The sequence below is a fragment of the Dysgonomonas sp. Marseille-Q5470 genome (genome assembly GCF_951230145.1).
Classification (GTDB): domain Bacteria; phylum Bacteroidota; class Bacteroidia; order Bacteroidales; family Dysgonomonadaceae; genus Dysgonomonas.
In genome coordinates this window covers 266823-291467 of record NZ_CATNVE010000004.1, presented here as the reverse complement: position 1 = coordinate 291467, position 24645 = coordinate 266823, and the positions used below count along the sequence as shown (strand labels likewise).

At 38.4% G+C, this 24645-nt stretch carries 20 protein-coding genes; 14 read left to right on the top strand and 6 right to left on the bottom strand.

Annotated features, from left to right (window positions below; all coding sequences use genetic code 11):
• Positions 1 to 141: 141 nt before the first annotated feature.
• From QOX35_RS09720 to QOX35_RS09705, 4 genes are all read left to right on the top strand, one after another.
• A complete protein-coding gene (locus QOX35_RS09720) occupies positions 142 to 378 on the top strand; it encodes an acyl carrier protein (RefSeq protein ID WP_135104617.1) in 237 nt (78 codons plus the stop codon).
• Positions 379 to 399: 21 nt separating this feature from the next.
• Positions 400 to 1662 (top strand): beta-ketoacyl-ACP synthase II, encoded by a 1263-nt coding sequence (fabF, locus tag QOX35_RS09715; protein ID WP_135104616.1) that lies wholly within the window; start codon positions 400 to 402, stop codon positions 1660 to 1662.
• Positions 1663 to 1667: 5 nt separating this feature from the next.
• Positions 1668 to 2540, top strand: a complete 873-nt coding sequence (gene rnc, locus QOX35_RS09710) for a ribonuclease III (protein ID WP_283686734.1) — start codon at positions 1668 to 1670, stop codon at positions 2538 to 2540.
• A gap of 169 nt (positions 2541 to 2709) precedes the next feature.
• The gene (locus tag QOX35_RS09705) at positions 2710 to 4611 is read left to right on the top strand and encodes a carbohydrate-binding domain-containing protein (RefSeq protein WP_283686732.1); all 1902 of its coding nucleotides are present in this window, start codon (positions 2710 to 2712) and stop codon (positions 4609 to 4611) included.
• A gap of 111 nt (positions 4612 to 4722) precedes the next feature.
• Here the strand turns inward: QOX35_RS09705 and folD are convergent, their stop codons facing one another.
• On the bottom strand, positions 4723 to 5604 hold the full coding sequence (gene folD, locus QOX35_RS09700) for a bifunctional methylenetetrahydrofolate dehydrogenase/methenyltetrahydrofolate cyclohydrolase FolD (protein WP_283686731.1): 882 nt from the start codon (positions 5602 to 5604) through the stop codon (positions 4723 to 4725).
• A gap of 513 nt (positions 5605 to 6117) precedes the next feature.
• Here folD and QOX35_RS09695 point away from each other — a divergent pair.
• The 5 genes from QOX35_RS09695 to QOX35_RS09675 all read left to right on the top strand — a co-directional run bounded on the left by QOX35_RS09695 (position 6118) and on the right by QOX35_RS09675 (position 9244).
• On the top strand, positions 6118 to 6846 hold the full coding sequence (locus tag QOX35_RS09695) for an RsiV family protein (protein WP_283686729.1): 729 nt from the start codon (positions 6118 to 6120) through the stop codon (positions 6844 to 6846).
• Entirely contained in the window at positions 6846 to 7466 is a 621-nt protein-coding gene (gene rsmG, locus QOX35_RS09690) for a 16S rRNA (guanine(527)-N(7))-methyltransferase RsmG (protein WP_283686728.1), read from the top strand. The genes QOX35_RS09695 and rsmG overlap by 1 nt, the downstream gene beginning before the upstream one ends.
• A 43-nt stretch (positions 7467 to 7509) precedes the next feature.
• A complete protein-coding gene (locus QOX35_RS09685) occupies positions 7510 to 7950 on the top strand; it encodes a hypothetical protein (RefSeq protein ID WP_283686727.1) in 441 nt (146 codons plus the stop codon).
• Between the two features lie 155 nt (positions 7951 to 8105).
• Complete coding sequence (locus QOX35_RS09680) at positions 8106 to 8516, top strand: RrF2 family transcriptional regulator (protein ID WP_283686726.1); 411 nt, start codon at positions 8106 to 8108, stop codon at positions 8514 to 8516.
• A 74-nt stretch (positions 8517 to 8590) separates the two neighbouring features.
• Entirely contained in the window at positions 8591 to 9244 is a 654-nt protein-coding gene (locus tag QOX35_RS09675) for an NAD(P)-dependent oxidoreductase (RefSeq protein WP_283686725.1), read from the top strand.
• A 66-nt stretch (positions 9245 to 9310) separates the two neighbouring features.
• Here QOX35_RS09675 and QOX35_RS09670 read toward each other — a convergent pair whose 3' ends face one another.
• Both QOX35_RS09670 and QOX35_RS09665 read right to left on the bottom strand, forming a co-directional pair.
• Positions 9311 to 10360 (bottom strand): bifunctional transcriptional activator/DNA repair enzyme AdaA, encoded by a 1050-nt coding sequence (locus tag QOX35_RS09670; RefSeq protein ID WP_283686724.1) that lies wholly within the window; start codon positions 10358 to 10360, stop codon positions 9311 to 9313.
• Between the two features lie 184 nt (positions 10361 to 10544).
• Positions 10545 to 10856 carry a hypothetical protein gene (locus QOX35_RS09665; RefSeq protein ID WP_283686723.1) on the bottom strand — a complete coding sequence of 104 codons (312 nt, stop codon included), beginning with the start codon at positions 10854 to 10856 and terminating at the stop codon, positions 10545 to 10547.
• Positions 10857 to 11370: 514 nt separating this feature from the next.
• Between QOX35_RS09665 and QOX35_RS09660 the strand changes: the two genes are divergently transcribed.
• The 4 genes from QOX35_RS09660 (at position 11371) to QOX35_RS09645 (ending at position 15807) form a co-directional block, all read left to right on the top strand.
• Positions 11371 to 12012 carry an MBL fold metallo-hydrolase gene (locus tag QOX35_RS09660; RefSeq protein WP_283686722.1) on the top strand — a complete coding sequence of 214 codons (642 nt, stop codon included), beginning with the start codon at positions 11371 to 11373 and terminating at the stop codon, positions 12010 to 12012.
• A 17-nt stretch (positions 12013 to 12029) separates the two neighbouring features.
• Positions 12030 to 14882: an aminomethyl-transferring glycine dehydrogenase gene (gene gcvP / locus QOX35_RS09655; protein WP_283686721.1), complete on the top strand. Its 2853-nt coding sequence runs from the start codon at positions 12030 to 12032 to the stop codon at positions 14880 to 14882.
• 164 nt (positions 14883 to 15046) lie between these two features.
• On the top strand, positions 15047 to 15376 hold the full coding sequence (locus tag QOX35_RS09650; RefSeq protein ID WP_252638373.1) for a heavy-metal-associated domain-containing protein: 330 nt from the start codon (positions 15047 to 15049) through the stop codon (positions 15374 to 15376).
• Positions 15373 to 15807: a copper resistance protein NlpE gene (locus QOX35_RS09645; RefSeq protein ID WP_283686719.1), complete on the top strand. Its 435-nt coding sequence runs from the start codon at positions 15373 to 15375 to the stop codon at positions 15805 to 15807. The genes QOX35_RS09650 and QOX35_RS09645 overlap by 4 nt, the downstream gene beginning before the upstream one ends.
• 87 nt (positions 15808 to 15894) lie before the next feature.
• Here QOX35_RS09645 and QOX35_RS09640 read toward each other — a convergent pair whose 3' ends face one another.
• The 3 genes from QOX35_RS09640 to QOX35_RS09630 form a co-directional block, all read right to left on the bottom strand.
• A complete protein-coding gene (locus QOX35_RS09640) occupies positions 15895 to 17649 on the bottom strand; it encodes a hypothetical protein (RefSeq protein ID WP_283686718.1) in 1755 nt (584 codons plus the stop codon).
• A gap of 133 nt (positions 17650 to 17782) precedes the next feature.
• Complete coding sequence (locus tag QOX35_RS09635) at positions 17783 to 19483, bottom strand: SusD/RagB family nutrient-binding outer membrane lipoprotein (protein WP_283686717.1); 1701 nt, start codon at positions 19481 to 19483, stop codon at positions 17783 to 17785.
• 18 nt (positions 19484 to 19501) lie between these two features.
• Positions 19502 to 22783: a SusC/RagA family TonB-linked outer membrane protein gene (locus QOX35_RS09630; RefSeq protein ID WP_283686716.1), complete on the bottom strand. Its 3282-nt coding sequence runs from the start codon at positions 22781 to 22783 to the stop codon at positions 19502 to 19504.
• A gap of 724 nt (positions 22784 to 23507) precedes the next feature.
• On the opposite strand from QOX35_RS09630, the gene asnA reads away from it, so the two are divergent.
• Entirely contained in the window at positions 23508 to 24545 is a 1038-nt protein-coding gene (gene asnA / locus QOX35_RS09625; protein WP_283686715.1) for an aspartate--ammonia ligase, read from the top strand.
• Positions 24546 to 24645 lie beyond the last annotated feature (100 nt).

Here is a 24645-nt window from a genome sequence, read left to right as displayed (position 1 = left end):
CGATTATGCACACAAGTAAAAAATATGTGCAATTTTAACTATTTTATCCATAAAATATTTGTAACATATAGATAAAAAACTGTTACTTTGCATCGACAAAATTAAAAATAAAAAATTTATTATTAATCAAAACTAAAAATTATGTCAGAAGTAGCATCAAAAGTGAAAGCAATCATTGTTGATAAGTTAGGTGTTGAAGAGTCTGAAGTTACTGATACTGCTAGCTTTACAAATGACTTGGGAGCAGATTCACTTGACACAGTAGAATTAATCATGGAATTTGAAAAAGAATTCGGTATTTCTATTCCAGATGATCAGACTGAAAAAATCGCTACAGTGGGAGATGCTATCTCTTACATTGAAGCAAATGCAAAATAATCTTTTTTCCAATAGTCATTTATGGAATTTAAAAGAGTAGTAGTAACAGGTCTAGGCTCGGTAACTCCGTTAGGCAACGATGTCCCAACTACTTGGGAGAATGCTTTGAAAGGAATGAGTGGGGCTGGACCTATTACTCATTTTGATGCGTCAAAATTTAAAACACAGTTTGCTTGCGAAGTTAAAGATTTCGATCCGTCTGGATTGATGGATAGAAAAGAAATCCGCAAGTGTGACAGATATACATTACTGGCTATCGGTTCGTCCGAAGAAGCCATAAAAGATTCAAAACTTGATTTTGAAAATGAAAACTGTGACAGAATCGGTGTTATATTTTCGGCAGGTATAGGTGGTATCAAGACTTTCGAAGAAGAAGTTGCATACTACTATACACACGAAGATATGGGACCTAAGTTCAACCCGTTCTTTATCCCTAAGATGATTTCGGATATTGCAGCCGGATTGATTTCTATACGTCACGGTCTTCGTGGACCTAACTTTGGAACTGTTTCTGCCTGTGCTTCATCTACACATAGTTCTATCATCGCATTCGACCAAATCCGTTTGGGCAAGGCAGATGTAATGGTAGTCGGAGGAGCAGAAGCAGCAATCACTCCAGCGGGTGTTGGTGGTTTTAATGCAATGACAGCTTTGTCTACACGTAACGATTCTCCTCAAACAGCATCTCGTCCGTTCAGCAAGAGCCGCGACGGGTTTGTAATAGGAGAAGGTTCGGCATGTCTTATTTTCGAAGAATTGGAGCATGCACTTGCACGTGGAGCAAAAATATATGCTGAAGTTGTAGGAGGCGGAATGTCTGCCGACGCTTATCACCTCACAGCGTCACATCCCGAAGGACTGGGAGCGAAACTAGTAATGAAAAATGCGCTTGAAGATGCCCACATGAACCCAAGTGAGCTTGATTACGTAAACGTACATGGAACATCAACTCCGGTTGGCGACCCATCAGAAATCAAAGCAATCAAAGAGGTATTTGGTGAGCATGCTTATAACCTGAATATCAGTTCTACAAAATCCATGACAGGTCACCTCTTAGGTGCTGCGGGAGCATTGGAAGCAATCTTCTGCGTACTGTCGGTACAGAATGATATAATTCCGCCAACAATCAATTTCACCGAAGGAGACGAAGATACTGAAATTGATTATAAGCTGAACCTAACATTTAATAAGGCTGAGAAAAGGACTGTAAACGCAGCACTCTCAAACACATTCGGTTTTGGAGGACATAATGCTTGTATAATAGTAAAGAAGTTCAAGAAATAAGTCGCGTGCTTAGAAAGATATATCGTGGAATAAGGCTTCTTCCTAAAAGAGGGAAGGAGCCTTATGTTTCTTTTTACAAAATATTTGGGTTCTATCCGTACAACATAACGCTCTATGAGCAAGCCCTTTTGCACAAATCGTCTTCTATAAAGTTGAAAGACGGCAAATGGATCAACAACGAGCGGCTCGAGTTTTTGGGCGATGCCATCCTCGATGCTATTGTTGCCGATATTGTATTCAAGGAGTTTGAATATAAGAAGGAGGGATTCCTTACCAATATGCGTTCGAAGATCGTCCAACGTGAAACTTTAAACAAATTAGCACTCGAACTGGGTATCGACAAGCTAATAAAAACATCTGCCCGCAATACAACACCCAATACCCACATGTATGGTAATGCACTGGAGGCATTGATAGGTGCTATCTATTTAGATCAGGGATATAGGGTGTCAAAGAAGTTTGTTCTCGAACGCCTCATCAAAGAACACCTGAATATAGATACAGTAGCCGAACAGGAGGCAAACTATAAGTCGCGACTGATAGAATGGAGCCAAAAGCAAAAAATATCGGTCAGCTTCGATCTCGTCGACAGCTTTGTAGACGAAAATAACACCCCTATTTTCAAAACTGCCGTTGTGATACTCGGCGAGCAAGCCGGACTGGGTACAGGCTATTCGAAGAAAGAATCGCAACAAAAGGCAGCAAAAGAAGCTTTCAACAAGCTTCAACGTGACAACAATTTCCGCAACCACATACTGCAACTGTACGAGAAACAACAGCAATTGCAAAACGAAGTATATGTGAATATGCAAGACAAAGCGGAAACGGAAGTGGAGACGGAAGCCAAAACCGAATCCGAAGCGGTTTCGGAAAAGTAACTCTATATTTCATCCTTCATTTTAGCAATATTCATCGAACAAATCGCCTTGTTTGTCGAACTTGCTTGTATTTTCTTCGTAAAGATTATAATATTATTGTCTTAATTCGCATAAGACCAATAATATGAATTCTAGAAAAATCTTTATTTTATTTTTTATAACATGTTGCATGCTTCTAATAGCGTGTAGTAACGACAATGATCCTGTTAATGACGATGATGATGAAGAAATCGTTATTGATGAAGACTTCGCCACCAACACAAAGGATACAACCTTTGTGGATGCCGTAACTATTGCCTATACCGACAACATTGTAACGATTACAAACCCTTACGAAAATGAAGGGGTAAGCATAACCCAATCGAACGGAAATGTGGTGGTAACATCTACAAATACAACCACAGAAATCAACTATGTACTTTCGGGAACGATAAAGAGTGGTTCTTTCAAAATTTATAGCGATTACAAGTTCGGGTTGGGACTCAATGGAGTCAGTATAATAAGCACAGACGGCCCTACACTGAACGTACAATCAGGCAAAAAAGTGACCGTAATGTTAGTGGGAGGAACGTCTAACCGATTGGTAGACAGCAGCACTTACACAGCCTACAACGACGAAGACATGAAAGGGGCTTTCTTCAGCGAAGGACAGCTCAATTTTCAGGGAAATGGAAATCTACTTGTTATAGGACGATATAAGCACGCAATCAGCAGTGACGACTACATTCGTATAAAAGGAGGTAACATCACCATATCAGGTGCAGTAAGTGACGGAATCCATGCCAAAGATTATTTCAGAATGGATGGAGGTACACTCAACATCAAAGCCTCGAGCGATGGTATAGACTGCGACGAAGGCTACATCAAAATTTATGATGGAAATATCACTATAAAAAGCGACGACGATGCCATTGTAGCCTCTTACGAAGACACAGATACATCGATAGACTCGTCTATAGCCATCAGTGGAGGCACTATAAATATCACTACCACAGGACAAAAAGCGGCAGGTATAAAAAGCGACATCGGTTCAATCGGCGTCACAGGGGGTACAATAAACATCAGTACTTCGGGGCTTGCGGCAAAAGCTTTTAATGCCGGAGGCAATATGACAATAGGAGGCGGTGAGCTTACACTGGCAACAACAGGCAGTGCGTATTACGATACCGACGACAAAGACATATCATCTGCGGCGGGCATAAAATGCGATGGCGCCCTCACGATAGATAAAGGTGTAATAAATATAACAGCCTCCGGCGCAGGGGGAAAAGGCATCAGTGTAGATGGAGACCTCATTATTAACGATGGAACTATAAATGTATCTACTACCGGAGATCTATTCAAATACGGCTCGGACGATACGGCAGCTAAAGCCATAAAAAGCGACGGCAATGTTACCGTAAACGGTGGTACTATAATCATCAAAACAACCAAAGAAGAAGCCGAGGGATTGGAAAGCAAGAAAATTCTGACAATCAACAATGGTACAATCGAAATTGAAGCCTACGACGATTGTATCAATGCCTCCAATCACATAGCTATCAACGGAGGAAACATATATTGTTACAGCACTTCAAATGATGGTATAGACTCGAACGGAACAATGACTATAACAGGTGGCACCATCATATCCTCTGGTACAACAGTACCGGAAGAAGGTTTTGACTGCGACAACAATACGTTCAAAATCACAGGTGGTATTCTTGTAGGTACGGGTGGAGCAACCAGTACTCCTACGTCAGGTGTAAGTACTCAGCGATCTGTTATTTACGGAACAACGGGGACTTCGGGCGATCTGATACATATAGAGGCATCTGATGGTACGGGAATATTAACTTACAAAGTACCTAGAACATACAACCAAATGACATTATTATTCAGCTCTCCCGATATGAAGTCGGATGTAACGTATACGATTTACAAAGGGGGCAGTGTGTCAGGCGGCAGCAATTTCCACGGACTGTATTCATCGGCAACATATTCAAAAGGAACGACAGCTATAACTTTCACACCAAGTTCGATGGTTACCAGCATCGGAACCTCAACAGGAGGGAACGGAGGTCGTCCGTGATTTTACTATTGGATAAATAATCGTAAAGGCCGCTTTGTGAAAAGCAGCCTTTATTTTTTTATAAGTGAAACGATCGCTCCACTCTATAAGATCATTCTTCTCAGAAAAATATTACTTGTATATTTCGTTTTTTCCTGCCAGCAATGTATTTCTCATCAGGGAAATAATTGTCATAGGCCCTACCCCACCCGGTACAGGTGTGATAAACGATGCTTTGGCGGCTACCTCATCGAAAGCAACATCCCCTTTCAGCTTAAATCCTGATTTAGTTTCAGCAGAAGGCACACGGGTAGTACCTACATCGATCACTACAACGCCATCTTTCACCATGTCTCCTTTCAGAAACTCGGGAACGCCCAATGCAGCAATAATAATATCGGCACTTTGACAAACTTCTTTTATATTTGGTGTACGGCTATGGCATACGGTTACTGTGGCATCGCCCGGATAACCTTTTTGCATCATCAGGTTTGCAACCGGTTTTCCTACAATATTGCTACGACCAAGCACTACGCAGTGTTTACCCTGAGTAGGAATATCGTATCGTTTCAGCAATTCGAGTATCCCCGCCGGTGTTGCCGACACAAAACAGGGCAAACCAATAGACATACGCCCTACATTGATCGGATGAAATCCGTCTACGTCCTTGCGGTAGTCAATCGCTTCTATTACTTTCTGTTCCGATATATGTTTTGGCAATGGCAATTGAACGATAAACCCGTCAACGTCGGCATCTTTGTTCAGCTTATCTACACAAGCCAAAAGTTCTTCTTCGCTTACGTTATCCTCGAAACGTATAAGAGACGACTTAAAGCCTACCTCTTCGCATGTACGCACTTTGCTGGCAACATAAGTTTCACTTCCGCCGTCGTGCCCCACCAATACTGCTGCCAGATGAGGGGTTTTACCTCCTGCGGCTTTTATTTTTGCGACCTCTTCGGCTATTTCTTTTTTCATTTGAGCCGATATGGCTTTACCATCGATTAATTGCATATAAATTGCTTTAGATAAGAATTATTAAGTTGTAAAATTTACTGCCATATTCATCTAGATGTAGTGGCTGGGCTTGTCCCTGCCCGACCAATAGTAGGTAACCACAAGGGTTACCCCTACAAGATACGTCAATAATTATTACTGACTACCTAGATGCCACAAAGATATAAAAATAGGAGCAAATAGCTGTTAATTGACAGAAACTTCATACTACCAAAAAGTTAATATAAATACGCCTTAGAGGCACTCTATTGAAAAATTACTTCATAAAAGATTAACAAAAAAAGGTATCCCTTTTCCTTTTTGTCGTATATTTGCTTCATGAAAAGAAATAAAAAACTATTAGCACAGATTTAACGTTAGTAGTATATACAGCAGTAGAAACTAAATGATGTTCATATGAAATTCACCTCTACACATATCAGTTTATTATTTATATTTTCCATTTTATTTTTTTCATGCGAAAACAAAAAAACGGATACAGTAAACAATATAGTGTACGATTCTATTAGTGTGTCAAAGATTTACCATTTGGATAACGACTCCACTAAGCCTTCGTGTTCTATAAAAATAAATTATATCTTCCCTGCAAAATATGGAGACAGTATTATGCTCGCCAAGATACAAAAAGAGTTTAACTATGCCTTGTTCGAAGACGAGTCTTCGGAATCGCTCTCGCCGGCAAATGCGGTAGACAAATATGTAACCAATTACATTGCAAACTACAAGGAAGCGGCACAAGTGCAGTTCCCAGACTGGGAAAGCTCCGAAGATAGTGAAGATTATTTTTCGTTCTACAAAACGCTAAACTCTCAAGTACTGTTCGACAAAGGAGGCATCGTTTCTTACCAGACATCATCGATGGACTTTAAAGGTGGTGCTAATTCGTCTACATTCTACAAAAATGTGAATATAGACCTGAAGACAGGAAATGTAATTACAGAAAAAGACATATTTATCCCCGAATATAAAAAGCTGCTCAACACAATGCTTACCGATAAGATAGTGGCACAAAACAACGTGAAGACAGCCGAAGACCTTCTCGAATTTGGATATTGGGGAATAGAAGACATAGCAGCCAACAACAATTTCTCGATCGACGATAACGGGATAACTTATCTATTCAATCAGGGCGAATACTCAGCTCCATCGCTGGGGCCTATCAAAGTTCCGTTTACATACAGTGAGTTGTACCCGATATTAAAAGACAATTCTCCAATTTCTAGCTTCTCAGGAAAATAATGGATATAATTCTTAAATACTTCCCTAATATTACAGAAAAGCAAAAACAACATTTTGCTGCTCTATACGATCTGTATGCGGATTGGAATTCTAAAATAAATGTAATTTCACGCAAAGACATCGAAAATCTGTATACTCACCATGTACTTCACTCGTTGGGAATAGCCAAACTGATTCAGTTCAAAGACGGCTCGAAGATTATGGATGTAGGTACAGGAGGCGGATTTCCGGGAGTACCGCTCGCCATATTGTTTCCTAAGTGTAACTTCCTGTTGGTAGACAGTATTGGTAAAAAAATAAGGGTTGCCACAGAAGTTTCGAGCGCCATCGGATTAGAAAATATTCAATTTCGCCATTGTCGTGCCGAAGAGGTAAAAGAACAATTCGACTTTGTAGTAAGCCGCGCAGTAATGCCTCTACCCGATTTGGTGAAAATCATACGGAAAAACGTATCGAAAGAACAGCAAAATGCTCTGCCAAACGGACTGATATGCCTCAAAGGAGGTAATCTGGAAGGAGAGCTAAAGCCATTCAAGAAAACAGCCGAGGCTGACGACTTGTCGATGTACTTCGAAGAAGAGTACTTTAAGACAAAGAAGATCGTTTATGTACTGATCTGAGATACGAAAATATCTCTTACTACTAACTTTAAATTTATCGGTGATGAAAAATCTACTCGTTATTTTTCTATGCCTCTTTTTTGTCGGATGTCAATTCAATCAGACTACAACAAGAGGTATTGACTCTGCTCCGGGAAATGAAGTGGAAATAGGCAGAAAAGCTTTAGGCTTTGCGGAATCAGATCAGATTGATAGTTTATTAACCCTGTTTGACAAGAGTGCGAATGTGAGTGAAAAGGCGATTAAGCCCTTTATAAAAATATGGAAACCCACATTCAACCAGTATATTTTTCCCGACAAATCGAATATCAGAGTATCAAAGACCGTAAGTAAAAGCATCGGAGGCACACAAGAGTTTATCGCCGTAGTATATCCATATACAGATGGAACAAATTCACCTACCAAAGATTTTGTAATTACATTCCTAAATGAGAAAATAGTAAAGATGGAATTGCAAGAGACCCGTGCAATTAAAATATTTTAAGCGTTTTCTCCAATACTTACGCGAATGATCGTTGCCTGTCATACCGACAAAGGAAACATCTCTTCCCTATAAGAAAAAAGTATATTTTTCTTCACTTTTATATTGTAGTATAAAATTTTTATCTACCTTTGTACTGTAATAAATATAATTACAGAATGAACGATCGCAGATTTGTTATATCAATGCATATATTAGTATTACTCTCCAAGTTTCCGGACGAGCTGCTCTCTTCCGATTTTTTGGCGGGGAGTATGAATATAAATTCTGTATTGGTAAGGAAAGAGCTATCAAACCTTCGCAAACATAATATTGTTATAAGTAAGGAGGGTAAAAACGGAGGGTGTATGCTTGCCAGACCTGCCAATGAAATATTCATCTCGGACGTATATAAGATTGTAAGCACACATTCCATTCTGGGCAACGAACTGGCATCGCCAAACCCGAAGTGTCCTGTTGGCAAACAAATCAATGAGCATTTGTACGACCTGAATAAAGAAGCCGAAGATATAATGATAAGCCGATTGGCTAACCAAACGTTAGCTGATTTCAGTAATAGATTTGAATAAAAAAATTTAAACAAAACTGTAACACAAAAACATACAGTATAAAAGAAATTAATTAATCAATAAAAAAGAAAGTTATGAAGAAAATAGCATTAATAGGAGCCACAGGCTTCGTTGGTTCACACTTGTTGGCAGAGTTAGTAAACAGAGGTTATGAAGTAACAGCATTTGCACGCTCTACAGATAAAATTCCGGTGAAAGACGGAAACCCCAAAACAGTTGCCTTGGATGTTACAAATACGAAAGCATTGGTAAAAGCTCTTAAAGGCAACGATCTTGTGCTAAGCGCATTTAATCCCGGATGGACTAACCCGAATATATACGACGATTTCATTAAAGGATCGGAAGCAATACAGAAAGCTGTAAAAGAAGCAGGTGTAAAACGTTATATCGTAATCGGAGGAGCAGGCAGCCTCTACATAGACGGCAAGCAACTTGTAGACAGTGAAGGTTTTCCCGAAGAAATAAAACCGGGAGCCACCGCAGCAAGAGACTATCTGAATATCTTGAAAAAAGAAACTGAATTGGATTGGACAATGTTTTCGCCTGCCATCAATATGCACCAAGGCACCAAAACAGGACGGACAGGCAAGTATCGATTGGGAACAGACGAACCTGTGTTCGACAAAGACGGAGAATCTATCCTGTCTGTTGAGGATCTGTCTGTAGCTATTGTTGACGAAATTGAGAATCACAAATTTTCCCGCCAACGCTTTACCGCAGCATATTAATCCTATATAATTTCATTATCCTGAGCGCACTAAGGGCTCTCTCGCTAAAGAGACATTCCTTTTCGTTCAGGATAATTTTTGTTTATTATCTTTTTCCAGATCGATAAGCTTCCGTTTACGCCACAATCCTCCCGCATAGCCTGTCAACGACCCGTCGGAACCCACAACCCGATGACAAGGAATGATAATTGCAATTTTATTCATCCCGTTTGCATTAGCCACAGCCCTTACCGACGATGGCTTACCTAGGACTTCCGCCTGCCTGAGATAAGACGAAGTAGTGCCATAGGGAATTTCAACGAGTGCTTGCCATACTTGTTTCTGGAAATCTGTGCCGGATATATCCAACGGAACTTTAAACTCTTTCAATCTTCCTTCAAAGTAGGCGTCCAATTCTTCTTTCAGATGTTTGAAATATTTGTTCTGCCCCTGTACAATATTAGCATTATGATACTTGGCTAATTGCTTCAGCTCGGTTTCCAATCCTTTCCGATCCGAAAACTCGAGTAAACAAACCCCTTTATCCGTAGCACAAGCTACCATTGTTCCCAAATCTGTTTCTATACGAGTGAAGTCTATGACGTGCTTTTCTTTGCTATTTTTGGGAGATACACCAAACACCTTCTTAAACGAGTCGTTGAAGCCACTGAGAGACTCATAGCCCGAATCGAAAGCAATATCGGTGACAGATGTGCCGGTCTGCAATTTTTTAAATGCTGTATTTATCCTGTACATACGCTGATAGGCATGAAAAGTGATACCATGATTCTTGAGAAACCACCGGCGGATCTTACTTGGCTCTATATCCAACTTCAACAGGTCGTAATCTTTGAGTTTCAAAGAAGGGTCTTCATCCAAAAGCCTTAATACATGGTCTACATATTCCGGAGTGCTACCTGCTTTCTCCATCGGATGGCAAACTTTACAGGCTCTGTAACCTTTGAGTATGGCGTCTTTTGCAGAAGCGAAGAACTCTACATTCTCCCTTTTTGGCTTGCGGGCTGTGCATGTAGGACGACAAAATATACCTGTCGTCTTTATTCCCGCAAAGAATGTTCCTTCGAATGAAGGGTCTTTGGCGACCAATGCCTCATAAAATATATCATCTTTTTTCATATCCTATTTTTATAGCAAAGCTAATAATAGATATATTTCTTTACAACCGATAAATTTACATGTATTTTTAATTAAAACCTTACCGATTCAAATACTTTGAAATTGTTTCGATATCGAAGTTAGTCTTCAAAAAAAATCGGTTGCAATGATGCCATCACAACCGATTCTCTGATATAATTATTGATTATTGTCCAAAACCAAAATGTCCGTGCATTCCGTGCATACCATGCATGTGACATTCGAAAGCTTTTTTCTTTTCGTCAACAAATGCTTGTTTTTCATCGCTCGACATACTCATCCATTTTTCACAACGAGAGTCTATTGCTTCAACAGAGAAATGGTCTTCGTGATTATCAAAGCCTTCCATACGCTTGTTCATAAACTCCAACTTTTCACTATCTGTCATTTTAGACCATGATTCTTTAAATTCTTTTCTTGCATCTTTATCGAAAGGGTTTCCACCAAAGAATCCCATTCCAAAACCTCTTGTTCTCATAATTTATTCAGTTTTACATTTTACAATCTATTTATTAAGAGCGCTCTATTTATGTAGACTACTGAGGCTTAAAAATATTTTAAGAAATTATTCCTTTTAAACAAAATTCACATTACGAATTTATTTAATGCTTATAGAACATTCTGTTTTTAGGTATAAATTGGGCATACAACCAAACAACTATTAATACAATAACTATTGCCGTTGCATACAAAATAAAACCGAAAGAATATACTGTGCCTTCATAAAAGGGATAAGGATAAGCTCTAAAAGACAGCACTTAACTACAATTGGTTTAAACAAATGAATATAAACATTTTACACCTAAACCATTTGCTATAACATCTAATTTCAGGAATGACGATAATAAATTAGTTAACAACTTGTAAACTTCCTATCAAACTGATAAAAAGTCAAGCCTACAATATTAGTTCTGAGTAAAAACTGGTAACTTTGCGAGAGCAATGACTATACATTGTAGAATCTTTTTTAACAGATAGTTACTAATATATATATGGAAGTAAAAATATTTGAATTTAACCCCATCAGTGAGAATACATATATTGCATATGATGAAACAAAAGAGTGCGTTATCATTGATCCGGGTTGTTTTTTTCAAGATGAGAAAGAGCTTTTGCTGAACTTCATCTTAGACAATGAGTTAGTTGTAAAACATCTACTAAATACACACCTACACTTCGATCACGTATTCGGAAATAATTTTATTTACGAACAATTCAAACTGGAAACAATGGCCAACAAGGGTGATGAGTTCTTACTCGAGCAACTCCCTACCCAATTACAAATGTTTGGCTTCACAAATGAAGACACGAGAATACCCAAGGTGGGAAAATATCTGAACGAAAATGATGTTGTAACCTTTGGCAATCAAAGGCTGATAGTAATGCAAATACCGGGACACTCGCCGGGCAGCATTGTTTTCTACAATCAGGAAGCCGATTGTGTATTTGTAGGCGATGTACTGTTCAGAGGTAGTGTAGGACGTACCGACCTGGCGGGAGGCAACCACAAACAACTGATAGACGGCATAAAAGAGAAATTGATGAAACTACCACCCGACACAGTGGTATATTCGGGTCACGGGCCGTTGACCACAATCAGAGAAGAAGCTAGAAACAATTTTTATTTACAATAAAACGATACTTAGAATCCATGGAGACCCAAAAATTTCAACACCGCCACATCGGCATCAATGCAGAAGATGAAAAAAAAATGTTGTCTAAAATCGGCGTCAATTCGCTGGATGAACTGATAGATCAAACCATCCCTGCAAATATAAGATTGCAGAACGGTCTTAATCTACCGGAAGCATTAAGCGAACACGAATATGCTGAGGAAATGGCTCTGATGGCCTCGAAGAATCGTATTTGCGCATCGTACATCGGCATGGGATGGTACGATACCGTATGCCCTGCCCCTATCTTCCGCAACGTATTCGAAAACCCGGTATGGTACACTTCATATACTCCATATCAGGCAGAAATTTCGCAGGGAAGACTCGAAGCGTTGATGAACTTCCAGACTACCGTAAGCGATCTTACCGGATTGCCTCTTTCTAACTGTTCGCTACTCGACGAAGCAACAGCCGGAGCAGAATCTGCTACAATGATGTTTAATCTCCGTACACGCGACCAGATAAAGAATAATGTAAATAAACTTTTTGTTGATAAAAATATATTCCCGCAAACCTTAGCTGTGATCAGCACACGCATGGAACCACAGGGCATTGAGGTGGTAGTTGGTGATTATAATACGGTCGATCTTTCAGACGGATTTTTTGGCGCAATTATCCAATACCCTAACTCGAATGGGAATATTGTAGATTACAAAGCTTTCGCCGAAAAGGCACACAGCATCGACTGCAAGGTATCTGTAGCTACAGACCTGATGGCACTTACGCTGCTTGTTCCTCCCGGAGAATGGGGTGCAGATATTGCATTCGGCAGCAGCCAGCGTTTTGGTGTTCCTATGTTTTACGGAGGTCCTTCGGCAGGATTCTTTGCAACGAGGGAGGAGTTTAAGCGCAATGTACCGGGACGTATCATCGGCGTATCGAAAGATGCCTATGGCAAACCGGCCTATCGCATGGCACTGCAAACTCGTGAACAACATATCAAACGTGAAAAAGCGACATCCAATATCTGTACAGCACAAGCACTGTTGGCCACAATGGCAGGATTCTATGCTGTATATCACGGACCAAAAGGCTTAAAGAACATAGCTACTCAGATACATTCGGCTACAGCACTTATTGCAGACGAGCTGAAAGAACTGGGATATACAATACTGAACGAACAATATTTTGACACACTCAAAATAGGCTTACCGAGCGGAATATCTCAATATACAGTTCGTGAGTTTGCCGAGATGCGTGACATCAACCTGCGCTATTACGAAGCGGGAGAAGTAGGTATCAGCATAGACGAAACAATAACAGAGTACAAGGCTCACGAATTGCTTGCCGTATTCTCTATGGCAGCAGGACGTATGGAAGTGTTTATGATAGACGATCTTGCTCAAAAAATAACAATAAATGATCAGTTCCTTCGTAAGAGCGAATTCCTTCAACACGAGGTTTTCAACTCTTATCATACCGAAACAGAATTGATGCGTTACATTAAACGCCTCGATAGGAAAGATATTTCTTTGGCTCATTCGATGATCTCTCTGGGGTCGTGTACAATGAAGCTGAACGCAGCCTCTGAACTTCTTCCTCTTTCGTTGGGCGGATTCCAAAACATTCACCCTCTAGCTCCTAAGTCGCAGACTCAGGGATACAACGAACTGATAGAAGAGTTGGGCGAATATCTGAAAGAAATCACAGGTTTTGCAGGCGTAAGCTTCCAGCCTAATTCAGGTGCAGCAGGAGAGTATGCAGGATTGATGACAATCCGCAAATATCTGGAAAGTATCGGACAAGGGCATCGTAATATTATCCTTATCCCGGCATCGGCACATGGTACAAATCCTGCATCAGCAATTCAGGCGGGATACGAAACCGTAACGATAGAGTGCGATAGCCACGGAAATATAGCAGTAGAAGACCTGCAAGCAAAGGCTGATCAGCATAAAGATCATCTGGCGGGTTGTATGATCACATATCCGTCTACTCATGGTATCTTCGAAAAAGAGATTAGAGAGATGTGCAAGATTGTACACGAAAAAGGCGGACAGGTGTATATGGACGGGGCGAATATGAATGCACAGGTAGGACTTACCAATCCGGGCTTTATCGGAGCCGATGTTTGTCATCTGAACCTGCATAAAACATTTGCTATCCCTCACGGTGGAGGCGGCCCGGGCGAAGGCCCTATCTGCGTTGCAGAACACCTTATACCATTCCTTCCTCATCATCCCGAAGTAGATGGCAGCACCGTTAATACGGTAGCATCGGCACCATACGGAAGCGCAGGAATATTACCTATTACTTACGGCTATATCCGTATGATGGGTGGAGAAGGTTTGACGCATGCCACAAAAATTGCTATATTGAATGCCAATTATCTGGCAGAATGCCTAAAAGATACGTATGGAATAGTTTACAGAGGTACAACAGGCAGAGTAGGTCACGAGCTTATCCTTGAATGCCGTAAGTTGAAGGAAACATCAGGTATCACAGAATCGGATATCGCAAAACGATTGATGGATTATGGTTACCATGCCCCTACTCTTTCGTTCCCTGTACATGGCACATTGATGATAGAACCTACCGAAAGTGAAAGCTTATCGGAGCTAAACCGTTTTGTGGATACCATGAACCAGATATGGGAAGAAATCAAGGAGGTAGAAAACGGAACATACTCGAAAGAAGACAATGTTCTTGTGAATGCACCTCACCCCGAATATGAAGTATGTGCCGACGAATGGAAACATGCTTATCCACGCTCTAAGGCTGCTTATCCGCTCGAATTTGTAAAACAAAACAAATTCTGGATCAACGTGGCACGCGTAGACAATGCGTATGGCGATAGAAATTTGGTAACATGTCTTTGTGACATGGGATAAAAGATATTTGAGATACTTTTTGTAGTTGCTGCATAGGCAAAGAAGATAATATATTTATCAGCGACGAAGAGTCTGTATAAATTTTAACAGACTCTAAAAAGTATTATTATTTTAAACTTTATAAATAAACATCTGTTTTATAACAGAGTATTAAACTTAGAACTATGAATGCTAAAATTTTTGTAATCTCTTTTATATTGATGCTTAGTGCCGGTTTTACACTAAATGCACAAGATAAGAAAGGTTTGAAGAGTGACAAAGAAACAGTAGTTTTCACGGTGTCGATGACTTGCGAAAACTGCCAGAAGCGTATCGAAAAGAATATTGCTTTTGAAAAAGGTGTAACCGATATGAAGGTAAACCTTGATGACAAAACGGTGACTATCGAATTTAAGAATAGCCAAACCACTGTTGATAAACTGAAGGCAGCTATCGAGAAGCTGGGATATGAAGTAGCAGTAAAGACGGATAAGAAAATAGAAGCGAAAAAATGAAAAAGTTATTAATAGCCATTGCAGTAGTGGGACTAATGTACAGTTGCGGAGGCAGCTCCCAAAAACCACAGGAAGAGCCTAAAGCTGACAGCACACTGATAGCTGATACACACAATGCAAGAACCTCGTTAGACTATATGGGCTCATACACAGGTAAGCTCCCTACTGCCAGCGGAGAAGGCATGAATGTAACCATCGAGCTAGGTGACAGCACCTTCGTTAAGAAGACTCAATATGTAGGAAAGAAAGAAACTTTTGAGGAAAAAGGCAAATATAGCTGGAATAATGAAGGCAATACTGTAATCTTGGAAGGAATAAAAGATGCTCCGAGCAAATATTTTGTTGGTGAAAATACCTTGACCCAATTGGATATGGAGGGTAAAAAAATAACAGGAGACATGGCAGAGCTGTATGTACTGAAAAAACAGTAATGTAAATATAAAATCAAATTATAAAAAAGAGACGTCTCTCGTTAGAGACGTCTCTTTTTTTTTCAAGCGATTATCGCTATCTTATTATCAGATAGGGAATGGTATTATATTTCCATTTCCTTCTGAATAAACGTCATTTCTTTGATAATCAATCCCTTTTTGGGGTTGTACGCTAAAATATTTGGAAAAAGAATATACGATATTTGAATTATTCTTATCTACTAAGTCAAAAGAGACTCTTACAGTTACATTTTTACAAGTGTAAATTCCATACTCATAGCTAGCGGTTTCTGCTTTCATTATTTTAGATTTAAAACTATAAGAGTTATTCATTGTTTTATAATATTCGATATTGTTAATCAAAGCAGCAGGTTCAACAGATGTTACTCCCCAAGTAGAAACAACAGAGGATGTCATAGCTAAATCAAATTTTGTATTTTTTATATCAAATTTAGATGCTATTTCCGGATTTAAGACTATTTTAGGAGTATTCAATACGTATTTATATTGACAATAATAACTAATAGGTAGCCATGTAGTCGCAGTATACATATTAACAGTAACAACAGGTGTTTCTTGCAGATTCCAAACTCCTAAATTTTTATTATATAGCGGCATATCATTTACATTAGATGTACTACCAGGTACAGGAAGAGCAGATATAGCTCCCCAACCGACTAACGGAGTTTCTCCCTCTAAGGAGATCTTTGTTGTAGAATTTATAGATAAGTCTACTTTTGTTATGGACTCTTGGCTTTTTCCTCCGATCAAAGAATTAACAAATCCACCAATAGCGTCACCTATAGCTGAGCCACCGCCAGATAAAATTGCAGCAATACCTTTTTCAGCACCAGCTTGTAAGCCTGTAGAGATCCACTTAGATGCATTACTCTTAATATTATTCCATAGTCCTTTAGAAAAAGAGTCATTCTTCTTGATACCTTCATCTAATTTTTTACCTACTTGCTCCGGTAATGCTTTATCATCAATTATCATTGAGGATACAGAAGCTGATTTATTAAACATGTCACTCAAGCTCAAATTGAGTCCAGAAGAATTAGGAGCGGTTGTTTTCAATGTACCTGTTATTGAGCCTGTAGTTGTAGCATTACCAGTAAGTGTTATTTTATTAACACCCCAGCCTTTAATATAAAAATTATGCCCGCTATTTTGCGTAATACTTGGATCATATGCACACTCTAGTTCTATTCCATACCAATTATTATCTTTATAACCTATCCCTGAATAATTAGTCCCAGTGAAAGTCCCTTTGGGTGTAATAATTTGAGATGGTCCCTGAACAAGTAAACTTTGACCTGTAGCAAAACCAGTTGTAAAATTAAATAAACTAGTCGGCTTATCTGTTGCAATACCCCAGAAGGAAGCAGTAGTCCCATATCCCGACCCATTTGATATTTCATATAGAAAAAATCTTAAAATGCCCGTATATTTATTATATATAGCAAAGTATTTAGAAGAAGTGTTTAAATGCAAATTACTATAAACCAACTCCCATCCTTTTTCTCTTGAATAATACCTTTTACTATATGTTACATCTTCGGCATTGGCATCCAGCCAGTTTGAAGGTATCCCAATATTTTGGGTGCTACCTTTTGTCCAAGGCAGAGTTAATGTTATCGGAGTTGAAGTGTAGGGATTTTTTGTTTGTATGCTATTGACTCTATCCCACTCAAAATATCCATCAAAAGAAGATTTTAGTACAGGTGAGATCTTTAAACTCTCACTTGAATAATCATCAATTTGATCAGAGCAGCTACTGAAACTTGCAGCGATAAACAAAACAATAAAAAATAACGAATAAATCTTAATACGCTTTTTCATGGCTTAATAATTTACGGGTTAATACTATTATACATAAGATTATTTAAAAGAAATACCCCCTGAAATTATCAGGAGGTATTTTTTAGATATTAGTACTTTTTATCATCTCCACATTCGAGGATGAGATAATTGATTATTTTTTATCCCACCATATACGACCAAATTCACTAGCTGGATCTCCAAAGTCAGGATCAGCCATCATTGTTTCCAATTTTTCTTTTTGGTTTGCATAGTTAGGAGTTCCTTCCAAAGGTATAGCAAAACGATATCTTCTCGGAGGTGTCTGTTTAACATTATCTACTGTACATTCTTCTAAAGCTAATATTGAAGAGTTTGTAGAAGGATATCCAGTACGTTTCCATAAAGCCCAACCTTCGTTTGAATTTTTAAAGTCTTCAATATATGTTTGTACATATATTTGTTCTTTTCCTTTTGCAGGATTCCACTTGATATCAGCTTGATTCATGAATGTAGAAATCTCATCATCAGTCATCGCTGTGTAATCATGTATCTCACAGTAGTTACCTACATAGTTCCACAGTCTCAAAGAACCTTCAACTCCGGCAGTATACCATTGCTCTGCAGTTTTAGAGCTTGCAACACCCTCTAACACAAACTCTGCAGCCATAAAGCTGAAATCTGCCTGAGTGATATTAGGAAACCAAGTTCCTCCATTTCCTCCATCATATGATCCTGAGAAAAGTCTAGTTTGAGGACGATTCACTGCTTGCATATTTATAGCTCTATTAGATGGGTCAAGAGTTTTACGATCAAACTTAATTTTCTCGTAATCGCTAGTACTTACTAAATCATAGTTCGCAGTTCCTCCTAACCATCTTTGCCCTATCAATTCAGCCGATATTTTGTTATCTGGATTTTGTGTATTGTACTCTGCAACATATTCAGGGGTCAAATTATTTATTCTAAAGAACATGCGTCTACGTGGATCATTATACTTATTCAAATAATTCATCATACCATTTGAAGCACGGATAAGGTCTTCAACAGCTTGATAATCTCCATTATCTGAGTATTTCATCTCTAACCAGAAAACAAACGAATCTGTATATGATGTAGGAAGCTCTGCATCTGGACTAGCTAATACCTCTGTTGCAATAGCTTTTGCTTTAGCTAGATCTCTTTTCATTAAACGATTAGCAATACGCAAACGAAGAGCGTTCGCAGTTTTAATCCATTTAGTCACATCACCTCTAAACGCTAAGTCATAGTTAGCAAAAGACACCTGATCTTGATTTGATTTAAACTTTGCTATCGCAGCTTTCAGCTCTGCATCCCAAATATCATATAATTCTTTTTGGGTTTCGAATTTAGGCTCTTCAATATTACTTCCACTTCTAAATCCCCATCCTTCAGTATATGCTAAAGACCCATGGAAATCTGAAGTAATAATCCCTTGATATATAAGAGTCACACGGGCTGCTTCTATTACATTAGAATATTGAGCTGCTTTATCCGGCATATTTTTGTTCACATAATATTCCAAGTGACGAGCATAAGAACCTGTATTCAACCAACACAATCTATAACGTTGTTCTCCAATATTGGAATTGAAAATAGTGTAAGTTGTACGTGTATTTCCTATAATACGTACCCCATACTGCATCCATCTCATTTGTGCAGCATAGTAATCATAATACCATTCCCAAGAACTAGATTTTGTGCTTACTTGTACATTGTATAAGAATCTTTCGGGTTCAACGTCTTTTGTTGTTTCCACATTTGTATTTGTTTCAAGGAAACCATCTGTACAACTGCTAAAGAGTACAAGTCCTGAAATCAATAATACAAAAAACGGTTTAATATATTTATTCATAATTGTCATTTTTTATCATTAAAAACCAATATTAAGCTTAAACCCTAGGCTTCTTGTAAGAGGGGAACCACCTAGTTCTACAAACTGAGTACTGCGGTTTGTAGACGTTACATCCGGATTAATATTGTCAGGTAAACTATTATAGATGTAGCCTAAGTTACGTCCGACTAAGCTAAATGCTGCATTTTTTACATAAACTTTTTGCAACCATTTTCTTGGAATATCCCAACTAATGGATATTTCACGTACTGCTACATAAGAACATTCGAAACGAGAAGCTTCACGTATTCCAGTTCCCCAGCTATAAAGATTATCGTAGTATTGATGTGCAGCAATCGGTCCGACTAATCCTTTCTCGTAAGCTTCACGGTAAGACATGCCACCGACATCTTGTCCATTTTTAGTAATACCTGCAGCAAAAACTCCATCAGGAATCATTCCATCATATACTGTACGTCCATCAGCCAATTTGCGAGCCAAACCTCCGTATTCTTCACTACGTCCGTTCAAAGAAGAAGCGATAGCTCCAGAAGCCATACCATAGTTATAAGTAGCTGAAAGAATATCACCACCATAACGTGCATCAAGTAATACATTCAATACAATACTCTTATATTGAACTGTAGTACTAAAGCTTGCTAAGAACTTAGGTTGTAAAGATCCTATTTTTGTACGTACGCCAGCTCTCTGCCATGCTCCACTCTCATTTAAAACCTTCTCTCCCTTATCATTACGTTTAAATGCATAATCTGTATATATATCACCATAAGATCCACCTACACTCGCATAAGCATGAGCATCCATACCATTATATTCAATTGGGAAAATAGGTACATTAGGAGCTAATTCAACTATTTTATTTTTATTTCTGGTAAAGGTAGCAGTCATATCCCATTTTAGATCTTTTGACTCTATTGGTGTTGCACTCAATGCGATTTCAAAACCAGAGTTTTGAATATTACCGGCATTGATAAGCTTATCAGTCATACCTGTTTCTAGTGCTGTATTAATTGGTAAAATCTGATTCTTTGTATTCGTTTTATACCAAGTAATATCAATTCCAAAACGGTTATTTATAAATTTGATATCTGCACCTAATTCTATAGAGTGTTGTTTTTCCGGTTTCAAATCAGGATTTGGAAGAACATTTGTATCAAACACATAGTATGGATTATTAATCTTAGTACCACCTAAAGTATATACAGGATAACCTTCGTTTATCATATAATAACCTTTGCTTGTTGCATAAGGATCTGTATCATTACCCACAATAGCATAAGAAGCTCTTAATTTTGCAAACGACACTGCTGTTGGCAGAATACCTTTAAGAGACTCTGTAGCCAACCAAGAAGCACTTACCGATGGATAAAAATATGATACGTTTCCAGATCCGTCAGGATACATAAGAGCTGAAGACCAGTCATTACGCCCTGTAATATCAAGATACACCTGATTTTTCCAGTCCATATTTACAAAACCGTACACACTATTAATCCTTTTTCTATTATAGTTTGATCTTGATGATTGGGTTGCAGGATTTACAGTGTTCGTAATATCAAATTTTCCTGGCACACGCAAACCTCCATTTGTCACACCTTTAGAATAAGAACCTCTGGTATCCCATTGTTCTACAGCTGCAGATCCGTTGAATCCAAAATCACCGAAATTCTTAGTAGCCGATAACATTGCAGTCAATGAGTACTGATCTTTTCTGTTTTGATTTAGTCTATACTCAGCACCTTCGTAATTTTTACTACCCAAAGCTAATATCTTATTTTCTCTGGTAGTTAATAACTTGTTAAAATCTCCGGATAGCTTTGCCGTTAACCAACTTGTTATTTTAAAGTCAAATTTTAAATTTCCTCTTATATTATCTTCTTTCTGACGATATTCGTTTTCAAGCATATCCCATAGATAACCATTATATCCGTAAGGGTCTGTAGAATTGTATCCGTCACCCTTCGAGTTGCGATAATTTTGAAGCCAATATTTTGTATCAAAATCGCGGTTTACTCTGTACATAAAGTCATATAGAGGAGACTTATTACCTCCCTGATAAGTAGGGTTTTTAGTATCTGATTGAACCCAAGATACACCTCCTTCAGCTTTTACATATTTACTAATCTCTCTGCTAGCATTTATACTAAAACTGTTTCTCTTGTAGTTATTATTGAAAGTAATACCTTCAGAAGCTAGATGAGAATACGATGTACGGAAAGAACTTTTAGCATCTCCCCCTTGTATAGCGACGTTAGTATTAGAATAGTTACCGGTCTGATACATTTGCTTCACGTTATTTGGACGTGCTGTATACAAAGTCTCATATCCTTCATGTGTATAAGGGAGATTATCATACTTTGGACCAAAGTTCATGCCATTATCATTAGCTGTACGATCTTCTGAGCCATCAGACTTCAAACCCCAAGCCGAATTAATACCCGGGCCAAAAACATTTTGGTATTTAGGAAAGCTATAAGCCTTATCCCACATCATAGATTGAGAAACGGATATACCTAAACCTTCCCCTTGCTTACCTTTTTTAGTTGTAATCAACACAACACCATTTGCGGCACGAGATCCATAAAGAGCTGTTGCGGCAGCACCTTTTAGAACCGAAACCGATTCAAAATCGTCTGAGTTTAAGTTTTTCAGGTCATTACCAAAGTCCATACCTGGCCCCCACTCTACACCATCAGTGATATCATTGTCTATAATTACTCCATCGATAACAAAAATAGGCTGATTGTTCTTACCCAAAGATGAGTTACCACGAATTAATATTCTACTTGAAGACTGTGGACCGCTAGAACCCATATTAATCTGAACCCCTGCAACTTTTCCTTGCAAAGCAGCTACCGGGCTAACAGAGTTGGTACGAGATATTTCGTCTCCTTTCAATTCTGTTACAGCATACCCTAGAGCTTTTTTATCGCGGCTCATTCCTAAAGCCGTTACAACAACCTCATCCAATTGCTGACTACTTTCCTCTAAAGTTACATTTATAACTTTTTGAGAACCTACCGACACCTCTTTCGAAGTATAACCAATAAATGAAAATACCAAAACAGAGTTAGACCCTGCTGATATTTTATAGTTCCCTTCTGTGTCGGTCAAAGTACCTGTAGTAGTACCTTTCACGGCAACACTCGCTCCAATAATAGGCTCATTGTTAGCATCTTTTACGACACCCGTAATTGTCTGAGCTTGAACAATGGTAAAAGAACAAAGTAAAATACTGCACAAAAGCAATATTCTGAATATGCCCTTACCAACTTTCCTTTCCTTTAGGTAATCATTCATAATAAAAAAAATTAAAGTTCCTCACTAATAATAAAGAAGTAATAAAATTGATTGCTCAAAAGCTCTGAGTAAGCTTCTAAATAAGCAATACAAAAAGGTTATCCGATTTTATTTAACGAAAACAATTTCACCCACATGCTGTTTTCATATTTAATAAAACTACTAGTCACAATGTCTTCTTAAGAATAAAGCTATACTACATTTGGTACAACTTTCTTAAACCACCTCTCCAATGCTTATTCCTGTATAAAAACAATACAACAGCTAATTATCAAAATAAAGCATCTTAACATTTTGAGACAATTATTTAAGATCAACTTACAAACACAAAAATAGAAGTTAAATTTCATTAAAACTGACAAGATTTCGACAAGTTGATAGCACTATATCGACTTCGTATATAGTACAAAAATTAAACAAATTTATCTAAATAAAGTTCAAACAACAAATATACACGAGATTACTAACGCATAATATATAAAGTAAGTGAACAAGCAAAAACAAAGACAATATCGACATAAGACAGAATTGTCTATTCGACGCAATATTAAGAATATATAGAAAATAGTGTAAGATAATTTAACGATAAACTCTTCACAAAGAAAATAATAACAGACCATCAAAACGATCAAAATGCATATTTTAAGCCCATAAAATTTTCACATTAACACAAAAAGCCTAACTTTGCAAATCATTTAACACGTAAATAGGCAAATTAATAAAAATGAGCTACTTAATTAAACCCAAACACTATCATGCTCTCTTAGATTTACAGCAAACAGAGATGGGCATCAAGCAGATTAAAGATTTTTTCCAACAAAATCTATCTTCCGAATTACGCTTAAGAAGGGTTACAGCTCCTTTGTTCGTTCTCAAAGGGATGGGCATCAACGATGACCTCAACGGCGTAGAAAGAGCTGTAAATTTCCCGATAAAAGACATGGGTGACGAGCGTGCCGAAATAGTTCATTCATTAGCCAAATGGAAACGATTGACCCTAGCCGACTACAATATAAATGAAGGCTTTGGCATATATACAGACATGAACGCCATCAGGGCAGACGAAGAGCTGGGCAATCTGCATTCACTATATGTAGATCAGTGGGATTGGGAAATGGTTATGTCTCCCGAAAACCGAAACTTAGAATTCTTGAAACAAATTGTAAACAGAATATATGCTGCATTGGTAAGAACAGAGTATTTAGTATATGAAATATTCCCTACTATCACTCCTATTTTGCCTTGCAACATAAAGTTCATACATGCAGAAGAGTTATTGCAAATGTATCCGGACCTTCTTGTAAAAGAGAGAGAAAACAAAATAGCAAAAGAATACGGAGCCGTATTCATCATTGGTATTGGTGGAGCACTAAGCAACGGAAAACCACACGATGGACGAGCCCCCGACTATGACGACTGGACTACCAAGTCCGAAAACGGATACAAAGGGCTGAACGGAGATCTTATCGTATGGAATCCTGTTTTGGAACAAGGCATGGAGCTGTCATCGATGGGAATCCGTGTAAATAAAGAAGTACTATTGGAGCAACTTGAAATATCAGGTCAGGAATCGAGAAAAGAACTTTATTTCCACAAGCGTTTGCTAAACGGAGAGCTCCCACAATCGATAGGCGGAGGAATAGGACAATCGCGACTATGTATGTTCTACCTCAGAAAAGGGCATATCGGAGAGATACAAGCCGGACTATGGCCTAAAGAAATGTGCTCTGAAGCACTAAAGCTAGGCATGCCATTAATATAGTTCTGCACAGGCATGTTTTTTAAATAAATATTTTTACTTAACTTTATAATCTGGAGGATGTTTTTTATAACGAAGAACATCCTTCGATATGTTTATAACT